This is a genomic window from Bradyrhizobium sp. SZCCHNR1017 (assembly GCF_032381375.1).
Lineage (GTDB): Bacteria > Pseudomonadota > Alphaproteobacteria > Rhizobiales > Xanthobacteraceae > Bradyrhizobium.
Window position 1 is genome coordinate 355,001 of the sequence record NZ_JAUHIR010000006.1, and the last position, 13,911, is coordinate 368,911.

The 13,911-nt window shown below is 66.0% G+C and carries 14 protein-coding genes; 4 read left to right on the forward strand and 10 right to left on the reverse strand.

What is annotated here, in order from left to right; all coding sequences use genetic code 11:
• Positions 1-16: 16 nt before the first annotated feature.
• The 4 genes from QW863_RS17920 to QW863_RS17935 all read right to left on the reverse strand — a co-directional run bounded on the left by QW863_RS17920 (position 17) and on the right by QW863_RS17935 (position 2,622).
• Entirely contained in the window at positions 17-397 is a 381-nt protein-coding gene (locus tag QW863_RS17920; protein WP_315715043.1) for a transcriptional regulator, read from the reverse strand.
• On the reverse strand, positions 384-1,001 hold the full coding sequence (locus tag QW863_RS17925) for a hypothetical protein (protein ID WP_315715042.1): 618 nt from the start codon (positions 999-1,001) through the stop codon (positions 384-386). Before QW863_RS17925 ends, QW863_RS17920 begins: the two co-directional genes overlap by 14 nt.
• A 144-nt stretch (positions 1,002-1,145) precedes the next feature.
• The gene (locus tag QW863_RS17930; RefSeq protein WP_315715041.1) at positions 1,146-1,439 is read right to left on the reverse strand and encodes a DUF3551 domain-containing protein; all 294 of its coding nucleotides are present in this window, start codon (positions 1,437-1,439) and stop codon (positions 1,146-1,148) included.
• Between the two features lie 208 nt (positions 1,440-1,647).
• Complete coding sequence (locus QW863_RS17935; protein WP_315715040.1) at positions 1,648-2,622, reverse strand: tripartite tricarboxylate transporter substrate binding protein; 975 nt, start codon at positions 2,620-2,622, stop codon at positions 1,648-1,650.
• A gap of 111 nt (positions 2,623-2,733) precedes the next feature.
• On the opposite strand from QW863_RS17935, the gene QW863_RS17940 reads away from it, so the two are divergent.
• Positions 2,734-3,144 (forward strand): VOC family protein, encoded by a 411-nt coding sequence (locus QW863_RS17940; RefSeq protein WP_315715039.1) that lies wholly within the window; start codon positions 2,734-2,736, stop codon positions 3,142-3,144.
• Between the two features lie 18 nt (positions 3,145-3,162).
• Here QW863_RS17940 and QW863_RS17945 read toward each other — a convergent pair whose 3' ends face one another.
• Entirely contained in the window at positions 3,163-4,491 is a 1,329-nt protein-coding gene (locus tag QW863_RS17945) for a DUF2330 domain-containing protein (RefSeq protein WP_315715038.1), read from the reverse strand.
• A complete protein-coding gene (locus tag QW863_RS17950; protein ID WP_315715037.1) occupies positions 4,488-5,312 on the reverse strand; it encodes an RnfABCDGE type electron transport complex subunit D in 825 nt (274 codons plus the stop codon). The genes QW863_RS17945 and QW863_RS17950 overlap by 4 nt, the downstream gene beginning before the upstream one ends.
• 155 nt (positions 5,313-5,467) lie before the next feature.
• Here QW863_RS17950 and QW863_RS17955 point away from each other — a divergent pair, with 155 nt between their 5' ends.
• A complete protein-coding gene (locus QW863_RS17955) occupies positions 5,468-7,042 on the forward strand; it encodes an AMP-binding protein (RefSeq protein ID WP_315715036.1) in 1,575 nt (524 codons plus the stop codon).
• A gap of 8 nt (positions 7,043-7,050) precedes the next feature.
• Here the strand turns inward: QW863_RS17955 and QW863_RS17960 are convergent, their stop codons facing one another.
• From QW863_RS17960 to QW863_RS17975, 4 genes are all read right to left on the reverse strand, one after another.
• Positions 7,051-8,352, reverse strand: coding sequence for a cytochrome P450 (locus tag QW863_RS17960; RefSeq protein ID WP_315715035.1), 1,302 nt, complete (start codon positions 8,350-8,352; stop codon positions 7,051-7,053).
• A 112-nt stretch (positions 8,353-8,464) separates the two neighbouring features.
• Positions 8,465-9,574: an HD-GYP domain-containing protein gene (locus QW863_RS17965; protein WP_315715034.1), complete on the reverse strand. Its 1,110-nt coding sequence runs from the start codon at positions 9,572-9,574 to the stop codon at positions 8,465-8,467.
• Positions 9,575-9,792: 218 nt separating this feature from the next.
• Complete coding sequence (locus tag QW863_RS17970; protein ID WP_315715033.1) at positions 9,793-12,075, reverse strand: xanthine dehydrogenase family protein molybdopterin-binding subunit; 2,283 nt, start codon at positions 12,073-12,075, stop codon at positions 9,793-9,795.
• A complete protein-coding gene (locus QW863_RS17975; RefSeq protein ID WP_315715032.1) occupies positions 12,072-12,560 on the reverse strand; it encodes a (2Fe-2S)-binding protein in 489 nt (162 codons plus the stop codon). The genes QW863_RS17970 and QW863_RS17975 overlap by 4 nt, the downstream gene beginning before the upstream one ends.
• A 296-nt stretch (positions 12,561-12,856) precedes the next feature.
• On the opposite strand from QW863_RS17975, the gene QW863_RS17980 reads away from it, so the two are divergent.
• Positions 12,857-13,171, forward strand: a complete 315-nt coding sequence (locus QW863_RS17980) for a hypothetical protein (RefSeq protein ID WP_409977940.1) — start codon at positions 12,857-12,859, stop codon at positions 13,169-13,171.
• A gap of 32 nt (positions 13,172-13,203) precedes the next feature.
• Positions 13,204-13,875 carry a dienelactone hydrolase family protein gene (locus QW863_RS17985; RefSeq protein ID WP_315715030.1) on the forward strand — a complete coding sequence of 224 codons (672 nt, stop codon included), beginning with the start codon at positions 13,204-13,206 and terminating at the stop codon, positions 13,873-13,875.
• Positions 13,876-13,911 lie beyond the last annotated feature (36 nt).

The window sequence follows — 13,911 nt, forward strand, 5'->3', positions numbered from 1 at the left end:
AAGTGCGATGCGCGATTCAGATGCGGCCCGGGATCAGGCCGACCGACGATGGCGTATGTTCCTTGCCGGCAGCCGCCGCGGCGTCGCGGACGAGGCGCTCGAGCACGGCGAGATAATCGAGGAAGCGGCGGCGTCCCGCCTTGGTCAGCCGGCAGGTGGTATGTGGGCGATTGCCCTCATAGCCCTTGGTGACCTCGACGAGACCGGCTTCCTGCAACACCTGCAGATGGCGGGACAGATTGCCGTCCGTCAGCCCGCAGAGCTGCTTGAGGTCGGCAAAAGCGAGACCCTTCGGGTGCGCCATCAGCGAGGTGAGCAGGCCGAGCCGTGCCTTCTCGTGGATGACGCGATCGAGGCCGTCATAGGAGAACGGCGCGCTGCCGTCAGTCTTCGACATCGGACTCTCCGGTCGCAAAATACAGAATGCCCGCCATCAGCCCCTGTCCGATCGCGAACGGAAGCCCCATCGTCCATGGCGACAGCGCATGCGTGGCGCTGCCGACCAGCAGCACGGCGAAGCCGGCCATGAAATAGAACGCCCCGGCAAGCGCCACCGTGCGTGGCAGCGAGCGCACCGACGCGAACACGCCGAGCGACATCAGGATCTGCCACAGGCCCGGCAGCATCCACAGCGCCTCCGGCGCGAACTTCCACAGCAGCACCGCGAGCAGGACGCCAGCGATGCCCGCTGGCAGGAACTGCTCGACCGCCTGATGAATCATCGCGTCCGCAAGGCCGGAATGATGCCGGCGCGACCGCGCCCGCATCTCGAACCAGATCATCGTCAGCGACACGCAGGCTGCCGCCGCCCATCCGAGCAGGAACGTCCACGCGTCGGCCGTCGGGTCGCGCAGAAACAGCTGCTGAAGCAGCGCAGTGACCAGCGCTACGGCCGAGGTCGCGGCCATCGTCGCCGGCCCGTAGCCGCGAAATGCCGTGCCCGCCGCAAGCTGGCTGCGGATCGCGATGATGTCCGCCAGCGCCTTATCGAGGTCGCGCATGTCTCACCTGAGGCCCGGAACGGCTCGTTTAACTTTGCAATACAAAGTATATACGAACGCAAAGTCGATGCAAGCCCGCGCGATTCCGGAAGCGCGCCTGCGTCAGCCGCTTGGCCGCGCGTGCCGACCCGCTCCGTAGAGGCGTCAGTAATACTGATAGCGGTGCACGCGGCGCGGCGGCGGCATGTCGACATAGACCGAGGGGCCGCGGCGGGCAGGATCGAACGCGACGCGCGGATTGATGCCACAGCCTGCATTGCGCCCGGAGGCACTCGCCCGGCATTGCTCGAAGGTCTGATAGGAGCAGTCGCCGGGGTAACCGACGCCTCGGCCCTGCACACACCAGGGATAGTCGTAACCGCCTGCGGAGGCCGGCGCGATACCGCCACCAAGTGCAACGCCGACGAGGCCGGCTGCCATCATCATAACCTTGCGCATGATCTGTTCCTCTTTTGGCCGGAGGGTTGCACCACACCGGCATGGTCAAAAAACGACAAATCGGCGGAACGGATCACCAACCAAGGCCGTGACGTGTCGCATGCGCGGCACGTCACCTTCAGCCCTCGACGCCCGTCTCGCGGGCCGGCGCCTCATCGAAGACCCGTCGCGGCACGCGGCCCAGCGATTGCGGCGTCGCCAGGTCGACTCATTCGACCTTCAGGCCGGCGAACTCGACGACCTTCTTCCACTTCTCGGTCTCGGCGGCGATCTGGGCGCCGAACTGCTCCGGCGACTGGATCAGCGGCTCGCCGCCGAGATCGACCAGACGGGCCTTGATCTCGGGCTCGGCCAGGATGGTGTTGACCTGCTTGTTGAGCTTCTCGACGATCTCCTTTGGCGTGTTCTTCGGCGCGCCGATGCCGAACAGCGCGCTCGCCTCGTAACCGGGTACGGTCTCGGCGACGGCCTGGACGTCCGGCAATTGCGGCGAACGCTGCTGCGTGGTGACGCCGAGCGCTCGCAACGAGCCGGAGCGGATGTGCTGGATGATGGAGGGCATGTTGTCGAAGATGACCTGCACCTGGCCGCCGAGCATGTCGGTGATCGCGGGCGCCGCGCCGCGATAGGGCACGTGTTGCATCTTGGTTCCGGTCATCGCCATGAACATCTCACCCGACAGATGCACCGAGGTGCCGTTGCCGGACGAGGCCATGTTCACCTTGCCGGGGTTTGCCTTGAGATAGGCGATGAACTCGGCGACGTTCTTGGCCTCGATGTCCTTGTTGACGGTCATCACGTTGGGGACGCGGTTGAACGAGGCCACCGGCGCGATGTCGCGGACGAAGTTGAACTTGAGATTGGTGTAGAGGCTCGCATTGATGTAGTTGGCCGGATTGACCAGCAGCACGGTGTAGCCGTCGGCCGCCGCGTTCACGACGGCATCGGTGCCGATATTGTTGCCGGCCCCCGGCTTGTTCTCGACGATGAACTGCTGACCGAGCGTCTCGGACAGCCGCTGGCCGATCAGCCGCGCCAGGATGTCGGTCGCGCCGCCCGGAGGATAACCCACCACGAAGCGGACGGGACGGGTGGGATAGTCGGCCGCGGACGCCTTGCGAACGGCCGCGATGGACGGGACGGCGGAGGCGATCAGACCAAGCGCGGTACGACGTGAAATCATGCGTTTCCTCAGGCATTATCGTTGAGCGGCGGTTAACGAGCCGCCGGGATCGATTGTAGCAGAGTGCCGCGATTGCGGCGAGATCGATGCCCCATCAGGAGGGAAGAGCCCATGCCGGTCAAGGTCGATGCGCTCGATCATCTGGTCATCAATGTCGCCGACGTGGACCGCACGACGGCGTGGTACCAACAGGTGCTGGGCATGACGGTCCAGGTGTTCGATCCCGGACAAGGCAAGGCGAGGCGCACGTCGCTGCTATTCGGGAACCAGAAGATCAACGTGCGACCGAAGGACGCGGACAAGGTCGATTGGTTCACGGCCGACCATGTCGCGGCGGGCAGCGACGACCTTTGCTTCCTCACCACCAGCACCCCCGACGAGGTGGTGGCGCATCTCGAGGCGCTCGGCATTGCCATCGAGGAGGGCCCGGTCGCCAAGCAGGGCGCGCGCGGCACGCTGCGCTCGGTGTATTGCCGCGATCCCGACGGCAGCCTGATCGAGATCTCCTCGTATCAGGATTGAGCCGAGGCCGCCCTTAGGTCATTTCGTCACGGTCTCGCCGCTCTTGTCCATTTTCGCGATGATCTCGCTGCGCGACCATCCGGTCAGTTGCGCGAGATCCGTCGCCTGCGTGGCGAAACGTGCGGCGAGACTGTCCCGGTAGGTCTTCGCCGCGGCACAGGACGCCTCGCCGCGCCAGGGATGGTGCTGGACATAGCGACCCTGGAAATTGCTGCGGTCCTTGGTCTCGGCGAAGACGATGTCCTCGGGGAAGGACTTCGCATCGTAGCGCACGTGCAGCCGGGTCACGAAGGCGCTGGCTCCGGCCGTGCCCCGGCGGAGACTGAAGGCGGTGTCATCGTCGCTGCCGATCCAGCGCGCGCCGAGCTCGACCAGTTCCTTGTTGCTCATGGGATCGGCGGCGCAGGGGTCGCACCATCCCATGTCCCAGGCATATTCCACGAACACCGCCTGCATGTTCTCGCGCGCCACCGCCCGCTCGAACAGCGCCTTGTAGAACGGCCCGAACTCGTCCTTCACATAGAGCGGAACATCGATATCGGATGGGATCTTCACCGTTCGATAGTTGGCCGCCTCGATGCGGCCGCTCCTGGTGAGCGCATAGATGATCAGGTCCTGCGGTCCCCTGGCGTTGACCGTGCCGAGCCGCAGCGGCACCATGAACTTGGCGCTCCGGTAGCGCACCTGCAGGGGCCGCAGGGAGCCGTTGCCGATCCCCTTCATCCGCTCGACATTGACCTTCGCGACGAAGAACCGCATGCCCTGCCTGATGTAGCTGCCGAGCACGGCCTCGGCGCCTTGCGGGATGCGATAGTCGTTGTCGGTCAGCCAGCGCGTCAGTCCGTCGCTCTCCTGCGCCGACAGGATCAGCACGTCGTATTCGGCGACGTCGTAGCTGGCCTCGACGGTGACGCCGTAGTTCCGCCGGGTCATTTCGTAGACAGCGCCTGCCATCATCGGCGCCGCCGGCATCGCCCGCGCCGCAACGACGACCGGCGCGCATGGATCGGCATCATGATATTCGACCAGCCGCGGCGCGGTGTATTTGTCGAGATGGTCGATGGTCTTCGGCTCGACCACGCCGATCTGCTTGCGCTCGATGAAGGTCGGCACGGGGACGACCACCGCGAACTCCTTCACGTCGCCCTCGAAGTCGCTGGCCATCGTGATCGCCGTCTGCTCGCCGTCGCGGGCCAGCACGACCTTCGATGACTGGTTGAACAGCTTCGCGTCGGCCTGGGCGACATAGAAGCCGCAAAAGGCATTCGCGGGCGCCATCGCTGCGTTCGCCAGGATCGCGGCGGCCGCGACGCCGGTGCGGAAGAGCTTGCTGTAACGCAGGGTCATGTCGACACTCCTTCGGGAACGGGCGAACGCCAGGAAAAGCGGGTCTCAGGGACGAGCCGGTCGAGCAGCAGCGTGAGCGGCGACAGCGCGATCAGCGACACGTAGAGCGCCGGCCGCATCTGCATGGCGAAGGTGAGGTAGTGCGCCGCGACCGCAACGCTCAGCGCGAACAGCAGCCGGCCGACGCGCGAGTCCGGCGAGGTGCGCGGGTCGGAGATCATGAAGAAGGTGAAGATCAGCAGCGAGCCGCTCTGCAACTGATGCAGCGGAATCGCCAGGGGATCGCCGAGCCAGGCGGCGCGCAGCAGCAGCAGTGCGGCATGGCTGGCGAAAAAATAGAATGCGATGTCCGCGCGTCGAGAGGCGCCGAGCACCAGGATCGCGAAGAAGCCGGCGAGGCTCGCGAACCAGATCTCCGTCCCCCATTGGCCGGGCGAGATCCACACGCCCTTGGAGCTGAACAGCAGCGCCACGATCGCCAGCCCCGCCGGGTTGAACACGTGCTTGCCGTCGACGCGCAGCACGAATTTCGAGCCGATGGCGATCACGGCTGACGCCGCATGCAGCCACAGCGCGTCGGCGCGCAGCAGCAGGCTGAGCGACAGGCCGGTGATCAGCGGTGACTTGAGATCGAGCGGCGCGCCGGAGATGCGGCAGCAGACCACTTGCGTGAGCAGCGCCATGGCGACCGCGACGACGCTCGCTGCGGGACGCGCGCCGAAATCGATCATGGCGAAATTGATCGCCAGCAGCGTCGCCAATGCCGCGATCTGGAAATAGCGGGCATCGGGCAGCCGCCATGGTCGTGGCTCGGCCTGCATGCAAACCTCCGGGCGTGTCTTGCCGCGCCATTGGTCGCCCGCGAACGGAGACGGGTTCAATCCCGATTTGATCGCGGCGACGCAAGGTGGCAGAAGATGACGACGAGAACGAAGCGGCCGGAGACAGGCCGTACTCAAGAACGACGGGAGCGAAGATGAAGGGAACGACGATGGCAGCGGGCACGGTGACGCCGTTCGACGGCATGGACGTGCCGTGGCTGTTGAAGCTGCGCAGCGAGACCCGGCGCGATCATCCGTTCCTGATCTCGGCGCCGTTCGAGGCACCGGCGCGCCGCTGGACCTATGGCGAGTTTCACGAGCGTGTCGGCGCATTGGCGGCCGGGCTGGTCAAGCGCGGCGTCCAGCCCGGCGATGCCGTGCTGATCCATCTCGACAATTGCGTCGAGGCGATGCTTGCCTGGTTTGCCTGCGTCGAGCTGGGCGCGCTCGCCGTCACGACCAACACGCGCTCGGCAGCCGCCGAGATGAGCTACTTCGCGGAGCACTGTCGCGCGGTGGCTGCGATCACGCAGCCGGCCTATGCCGAGATGATCGCAGCGCATTGCCGCGGCCTCAAATGGATGGCCGTGATCTCGCACGATCCGGGTCAGGCGGAGGCGTCGGCCGTCGAACGAGGCGAGCGCTTCGAAGCGCTGTTTGCCGACAGCGCCGATCGGCCGCGGCGGCCGGCCGATCCGCTGGCGCCGTGCAGCGTGCAGTACACCTCGGGTACGACGTCTCGGCCGAAGGCGGTGCTGTGGACGCATGCCAACGCGCTGTGGGGCGCCAAGGTCAACGCCGTCCATGAGGACCTGCATCAGGGCGACGTGCACCAGACCTATCTGCCGCTGTTCCACACCAACGCGCTGGCCTATTCGATGCTTGCCACACTCTGGGTCGGCGCGACCTGCGTGATCCAGCCGCGCTTCTCCGCGAGCCGGTTCTGGAGCGCGGCGCTCGAGCATGGCAGCACCTGGACCTCGACCATCCCGTTCTGCATGAAGGCGCTGCTCGACCAGGACGTGCCGAAGCATCACAAGTTCCGGCTGTGGGGCACGGCGGTGTCCGAGCCGCCCGCCTTCGCCAAGTTCGGCATCAAGATCATCGGCTGGTGGGGCATGACCGAGACCATCACCCACGGCATCGTCGGCGAGGTCGATCAGCCGAACGCGCCGATGTCGATCGGCCGCGCGGCGCCGGAATACACCATCCGCATCACCGACGATGACGGCCGGCCGACCGAGGTCGGCGCCACCGGCAATCTCGCCATCAAGGGCGTGCCCGGCCTGTCGCTGTTCGCCGAATATCTCTACAACGACGAAGCGACGCGCACGAGCTTCGATGCCGACGGCTTCTTCCTGACCGGCGACCGCGTCACGCGCCTGGCCGACGGCTTCATCAAGTTCGGCGATCGCACCAAGGACATGCTCAAGGTCGGCGGCGAGAACGTCGCGGCGTCCGAGATCGAGCAGGTCATCATCACCGTGCCCGGCGTACGCGAGACCGCCGTCGTCGCCAGGAAGCATCCGATGCTGGACGAGGTGCCGGTCGCGTTCGTGATCCCGCAGCCCGGGATCGCGCGCGAGGAGCTGCCCGACAAGGTGCTGGCCGCCTGCCGCGCCGGGCTCGCCGACTTCAAGGTGCCGCGCGAGGTCAAGCTGGTCGACGAGATGCCGCGCTCAACCTTGGAGAAGGTCGCAAAGACCGAGCTGCGCAAGCTGCTGGATTGAGCGCCGCGTCAGCCCATCGTGACGCGGATCGGCAGCTTCTTCGGTCCGTTCACGAACGTTGCCCGCGTCATCAGCACCGGCCCTGCCGGCGACAGCGATGTGAGCCGCGGCAGCAGTTCCTCGAACAGGATGCGCATCTCGAGCTTGGCGAGATGCTGGCCGAGGCAGAGATGCGCGCCATAGCCGAACGCGACGTGGCGGTTCGGCTTGCGGTCACAGCGGAACGTGTCGGGCTGCTCGAACACCGCCTCGTCGCGATTGCCGGACGCGTAGCACAGCATCAGCCAGTCGCCCTTGGCGATCCTGCGGCCGCCGAGCTCGGTGTCGGCGGTGGCGCTGCGCATGAAATGCTTGACCGGCGTCATCCAGCGGATCGCCTCGTCGACGAGGCCCGGGATCAGCTCGGGATTGGCTTTGACGCGCGCGAACTGCTCGGGATCTTCCGCCAGCGCCCAGATCGCGCCTGCCGTGGACGACGACGTCGTGTCGTGACCCGCGGTCGCCACGATCATGTAGTAGCTGGTGCGGTCGTGCAGCGGCATGTCCTCGCCATTGATCCTGGCGTTGGCAATGACGGTGGCGAGATCGTCGCGCGGATGAGCCTTGCGGTCTTCGGTGATGCGCTGGAAGTAGGCGGCGAAATCGGCCACCACCGCCTGCAGCATCGCCGCGAACACCTCGGCCGACAGCGCCTCCCGCACCCGCGCCGTGTCCGGATCCTGCGGGCCGAACAGCTCCTGCGTCAGCTTGAGCATGCGCGGCTCGTCCTCCTCCGGCACGCCGAGAATCTCCATGATCACGTGCAGCGGATAGTGGAGCGCGACCTCGGCGACGAAATCGCAGACGCCGCCATTCGCCGCGGCCTTCGCCGCCATGCGGCCGACGGTCGCCCGCGCGATCTCGCGAATGCGCGGCTCGAACTTGGCGATGTTGGCCGGCATGAACCAGCCCTGCGTCAGCGCGCGATATTTCGGATGGTCCGGCGCATCCATCTGCACCAGCGAACGCACGAGATTGGGCTGGCCGGTAATCTTGTGAACGCGCTCCAGCACCGCCTTGTTGGTCAGCGTGGTCGCACGGTCGGCATTGTGGAACAGATCGTTCTGACGGCTGATGGCGAGAATGTCAGCGTGCCGCGTCACCACCCAGAACGGATCGAACGCATCGAGCTCGGCCCGCCCGAGCGGATTGTTGGCGCGCAGCCAGCGATAGGCATCATGGATGCGGTGGTCGGCATAACAGGCCGGATCGACCAGCGCGGCGGCGATGTGCCCGGGAATGACCTCGCCGGCCTGTTCGGCTGCGCCCATGCTGCTCCTCCCGCCTTTCACCGATTGGCGGGTAGGATAGTGCGCCTCGGCCGAGATGCACTTGCGTCGAGCGGCTACCCTCGGGCGATGGATGCGCTCTCAGGCGATCGCGTCAATGCGCGCCCATCGCGACCGGGCGGAACGCCTGTAGCAGCTGCTGGTCGAGCTTCGGGCCCATGTTCTCCATGATCTGGAACGCGCGCGCATGGGTGAAGGCCGGCCGATAGGCGCGGTGCTCGATCAGCGCGGCGTAGATGTCCACGATCGTGGTGAGGCGCACGATGTCGCTGATCTGCTCGTTGTGCAGCGCGTCGGGATAGCCGGAGCCGTCGAGGAATTCGTGGTGATGCAGGATGACGTCGAGCATCTCCGGCGGGAAGCCGCCCTGCCGCCACAGCGCCTCGTAGCCGCGGCGCGGATGCTGGCGCAGCAGCGCGATCTCTTCCGCCGTCAGCTTGCCCTGCTTGTCGAGGATCGCGACCGGGATGAACGCCTTGCCGACGTCGTGCAGCAGCGCCGCGCGGACCAGCCGGCGCTGGTCGTCGTCGCGCATGCCCAGATGAATCGAGAAGCCGACCGCAAGGCCGGTCACGAACAGGCAATGCCGATAGGTGTCGTTGTGATGACAGCCGACCACGGTCATCCATTCGCGCAGCGAGGAGTGCTTGATCGCCTTCAGGATCTTGTTCTCGGCCGCGACGATGTCCTCCATCGTCAGATGCGCGCCGGTGGGCAGCTTCTCGAAGATCTTGACCATGATGGCCTGCGCGGCCTCGACGCCGCGATTGAGCAGCTTGCCGCGATCGGTCTCGTCATAGCCGTCGTCGGCGGGAAGCGCCGAGCGGATGCGCTGCAGCACGTCGGCGGGGCTGAACGGCCGCGCGATGGTATCGGTGGCGCCGAGCGCCCATGCCTGCATGGTGGCGTGGTGCAGCGCCTCCGCGAGCACGAACAGCCGCGGCACGTCGCTATAGGCGCGTGACGACAGCTTCTTGCGCACCCGCTGCACGCTCTCGGGCGAACGCAGGTTGATGTCGACGATGACGCCGGAGAAGCGGTTGCCGGGGTTCTCGGGGATTTCGGTGGTCGGCATCATGTCGACGTCGCCGACCGAGCGCAGGATGCGCGCCAGCTCGCTGCTCTGGTCACCGCGATCCGACGCGAGCAGGAGATGGCGCCTGTTCGCGGTCTGGGTCACGGTCTGCTTGGCTGTCGCGCTCATACGTGCTCGCCCCCTGCGGTTTACTGCCCATGCAAGTTACCGGGATACGGGTTCGTCGCGGCTTAAGCCGATCATTCAAGCTGTATCGTTTCAGGTGAGCGAGACGTTAAGAGGATCATTCAAATCGTGCCGCGCGGGAACCTGACCGCAGCGCAAAAAAGAACCGCCGGAGACGAGCTCCGGCGGTTCCCAGATACAGGAATGGTCTCGCGACGACGCTAGGCCTTCATCGCCGCCTTGACCGCTGCGGCGGTGATCGGCAGCGAGCGCAACCGCGCGCCACAGGCGTTGTAGATGGCGTTGCCGAGCGCTGGCGCGACCACGGTCACCGCGGGCTCGCCGACGCCGGTCGCCTTCTCGCCATTGGCGATCACGGCGATCGCGACCTCCGGCACCTGGCTCATCCGCAGCGGCGTGTAGCTGTCGAAGTTGGTCTGCTCGATGCCGCCGTCCTTCAGCGTCGCCTTCTCGTACATCGCCAGCGACAGCCCCCACAGCGCCGCGCCCTCGACCTGGGCGCGGATGTTGTCGGGATGCACCTGGGTGCCGACATCGGTCGCCACGGTGAGCTTCTTCACCGTGACCGCGCCCGTGGGCGCAACCGCGACATGGGCGACGCACGCCGTCCAGCTCGCCGTGGCACGCTCCTGCGATGAAACGCAGGAGACGCCCATGCCTTCGCCTTGCGGGAGCTTCCGGGCGCCGTAGCCGGACAGGCCCATCGCTGCCAGCAGCGTGTTGCGCAATCGCTGCGCGCCGCCGTCGTTCTTGCCCTTGCCGTCGAGCAGCGCAATGCGGAACTGCGCCGGGTCCTGCCCCGAGGCCACCGCGATCTCGTCGATCATGCTCTCGACCGCCCAGAACGTCCAACCCGGCGCCACCGAACGGAGTTGTCCCGATGGCGTCGCATTATGCGCGAGTTCGTTCTTGATCGCGCGCACATGATGATTGGGCACGGTGTAGAAGAAGTCGGCGCCATTGACCGTGAACGAGTCGAGCGGGCCCTTCTTGTCGACCGAGGGCGACAGGAAGTCCGGGATGCCCCAGCGCGCCGTCGGCCAGGCCGAGACGACGTCATGGCTGAGCGCGATCAGCTTGCCGTTGCTGTCGAGCCCGGCCTTGACCTTCTGGTAGGTGAGCGGCCGCGAGTAGTCCATCGTCATGTCGTTCTCGCGCGAGTAGATCACCTTGACCGGCTTGCCGACCGCCTTGGCCGCCTGCACCGCCGGCACCATCATGTCGGCATCGAGCCTGCGGCCGAAGCCGCCGCCGAGCCAGGCCTGGTGCATCACGACGTATTTCGGATCGATCCCGGCCGCAGCCGCCGCGATCGCGCCGGAACGGGTCGCGAACTGATTGCCGGTGTAGATGTGCAGGATGTCACCCTTGAACTCGGCGGTCGCGTTCATCGGCTCCAGCGGCGCATGGATGTTGATGCTGGTGGTGTACTCCGCCTCCAGCACCTTGGCCGCGCCCGACATCGCTGCAACGGGATCGCCGTCCTTGACGAAGAACTGCCCGGCATCGTCCTGCGCCTGCAGCCGCATCGCCTCGGTGATGATGGTGTCGGTGCTGACATTGGCATAGGGGCCTTTGTCATAGCTGATCTTGAGCGCGTCCGCCGCCTTCCTGGCGTTGGCATAGGTGTTGGCGACCGCCACCACCCAGCCCGAGGTCGAGCCGGTCTTGTCGTCGAGCGTCACCGCCTTGATGAAGCCCGGCACCTTCTTGGCCTCGGAGTCGTCGACCGCGGTGACCGTCGCGCCGAAGCGCACCGGCGGCGTGACGACCTTGCCGTAGACCATGCCCGGCAGCATCGTATCGATGCCATATTTCGCCGTGCCGTTGGTCTTGGAGGGAATGTCGAGCTGCGGCACCGAGACGCCGATCATCGTGTACTGATCGGGCGTCTTCAGCGTCAGCGCCTTCAATTCGTCAGGCGTGAAGCTCTTGGTGATCTTGCCGCTCCTGACGATCTCGGCGTAGCTCATCTGCTTCTTGGACTTCGGATGCATCACGACGCCGTCGCGCACCACGAGTTCGTTGGCCGGCACGCCCATCGCGGTCGCAGCGGCTTCGGTGAGCGCGATGCGGCCCGCGGCGCCGGCGCGGCTCATGGCATCGAAGTTCATCATCGTGCTCCAGCTGCCGCCCGTGATCTGGGCGCCGAGCACGGGATCGTTGAACTTCGGATCGTTGGAGGCGAGCTGGACCCGCATGTCCTTCCAGGCCGCGCCGAGCTCCTCGCAGACGATCTGCGCCATGGTGGACGCAATGTGCTGGCCCATGTCGGCCTTGCCGCAGGTCACGGTGACCAGGCCATCCGGCGCGATCGCATACCAGACGCTGGGTTCGAAATTGGCCGGCGCCGCGGCCGCCAGTGCGCTGTCGGCGAGGCCGGCATAGCCGAGCACGAGGCCGGTGGCGGCGGTGCCGACCAGGAAGGAGCGGCGGCTGAGATCGGTCGCGACCGAGGAATTGGTTTTGACGTGCTGGTTCATGTCGCTCTCCGGTCGCTCGAGTTGGACGCGGTGCGCATTTCGGACGCGGCGCGCTGGATCGCCTTCTGAATCCGCGAATAGGTCATGCAGCGGCAGAGATTGCCGTCCATATGCGCGACGATCTCCTCCTTGGTCGGGCTCGTGGTCTTGGCGAGCAGCGTGGCCGCCTGCATGATCTGGCCGGACTGGCAGTAGCCGCATTGCGGCACCTGCTCGGCGATCCACGCCTTCTGCAAGGGATGATCGCCCTTCTGCGACAGCCCCTCGATGGTCGTGATCTTCTTGTTCGCGACGTCGCCGACCATGGTCTGGCACGAGCGCACGGCCTCGCCGTTGACATGCACGGTGCAGGCGCCGCACAGCCCGGCGCCGCAGCCGAACTTGGTGCCGGTCATCTGCAACTGCTCGCGGATGACCCATAGCAGCGGCGTGTCGTGCGCCGCGTCGACGGACATGGTCCGCCCGTTGATGGTGAGATTGGGCATTTGGTTTCTTCCCCGCCCGGCGTGCGACTTCGCTTATGGCGAAGTTCGGTTTTATCGATTCGCTGGGACCCACCGGATAGATGCCAGCCATCATAAGAATGATCCCGTTGCGACGGCGACGCAACGAGATTTGAACGCCGGCCTGCCACATGAAACGGCATTTGCGTTGTGCAGCGCGAACGATGCTGGGCTGGTGACGCCGGGCAGGTTAAGAAGGTGCAGCCAACGCCGACAGCGAAAGGAGATTTCAGCCCATGAGACCATCCGTACGTATGACGCTGTGCCTGGCTGCGGCCATGCTGCCGAGCCTGTCGGCCGTAAGCCCTGCTGCGGCAGGGCAGACGCTCGGCGTCGCCGACGCGCCTTTCACAGCGACGTTATCCAACGTCACGCCGCTTGCCTTCGGCATGGATGTCGGTGAGACATCGCGCGTGCTGGAGCAGCCGTTGATCTATCTGAACGGCGCGCCCGGCAACGAGACCTTTCTGGCACTGCGTAATCTCGGCGGCAGCGGACTGGTCCCGCACCATCACCGCCTCTACCTGAAGTTCCGCAGGGGACGGCTGACCGGCTGGAAAGAGGACTACGGCACCAACTGGATGTGGCGCTGACGCGCGCTTGACGACCGCAAAGAGGACAGAACGTGGGACAAGATATCAAGCTGAAGGCATCCGACGGCTTCCAGCTCGGCGCCTATCGCGCCGATCCGACGGGAACTGCAAAGGGCGCGCTGGTCGTCATCCAGGAGATCTTCGGAGTCAACCATCACATCCGCAACGTCTGCGACCGCCTTGCCGCCGCGGGCTACGTTGCCATCGCGCCGGCGATCTTCGACCGCGTCGAGCCCGGCTTCACCTCAGGCTATTCGCCCGACGAGATCGCGGTCGCGCGCAAGTTCGTCGCCAATCCGGATTGGGCGGCCTTTTTGCGCGACACCCAGGCCGCAATCGACGGCGTGAAGAATGTTGGGCCGGTCGGCATCATCGGTTTCTGCCTCGGCGGCAGCATCGCCTATGCGGCTGCGACCAAGCTGTCGGGCCTCCGCGCTGCCGTCGGCTATTACGGCGGCGCTGTCGCGCGGTTCGCCGACGACAAGCCGACGGTGCCGACCCAGCTACATTTCGGCGAGAAGGACGCGGGCATCCCCTTGAGCGACGTCGAGGCCATCAAGGCCAAGCGGCCGGACGTCGAGATCTTCGTCTATCCCGGCGCACAGCACGGCTTCGGTTGCGACGAGCGCGCCAGCTACGATCAGCCGAGCGCCGATCTCGCCTGGACGCGCAGCCTGGCGTTCTTTGCGCAGCACCTGCGCTGAACGTCCAACCACCGTCATTGCGAGGAGCCTCGCGTC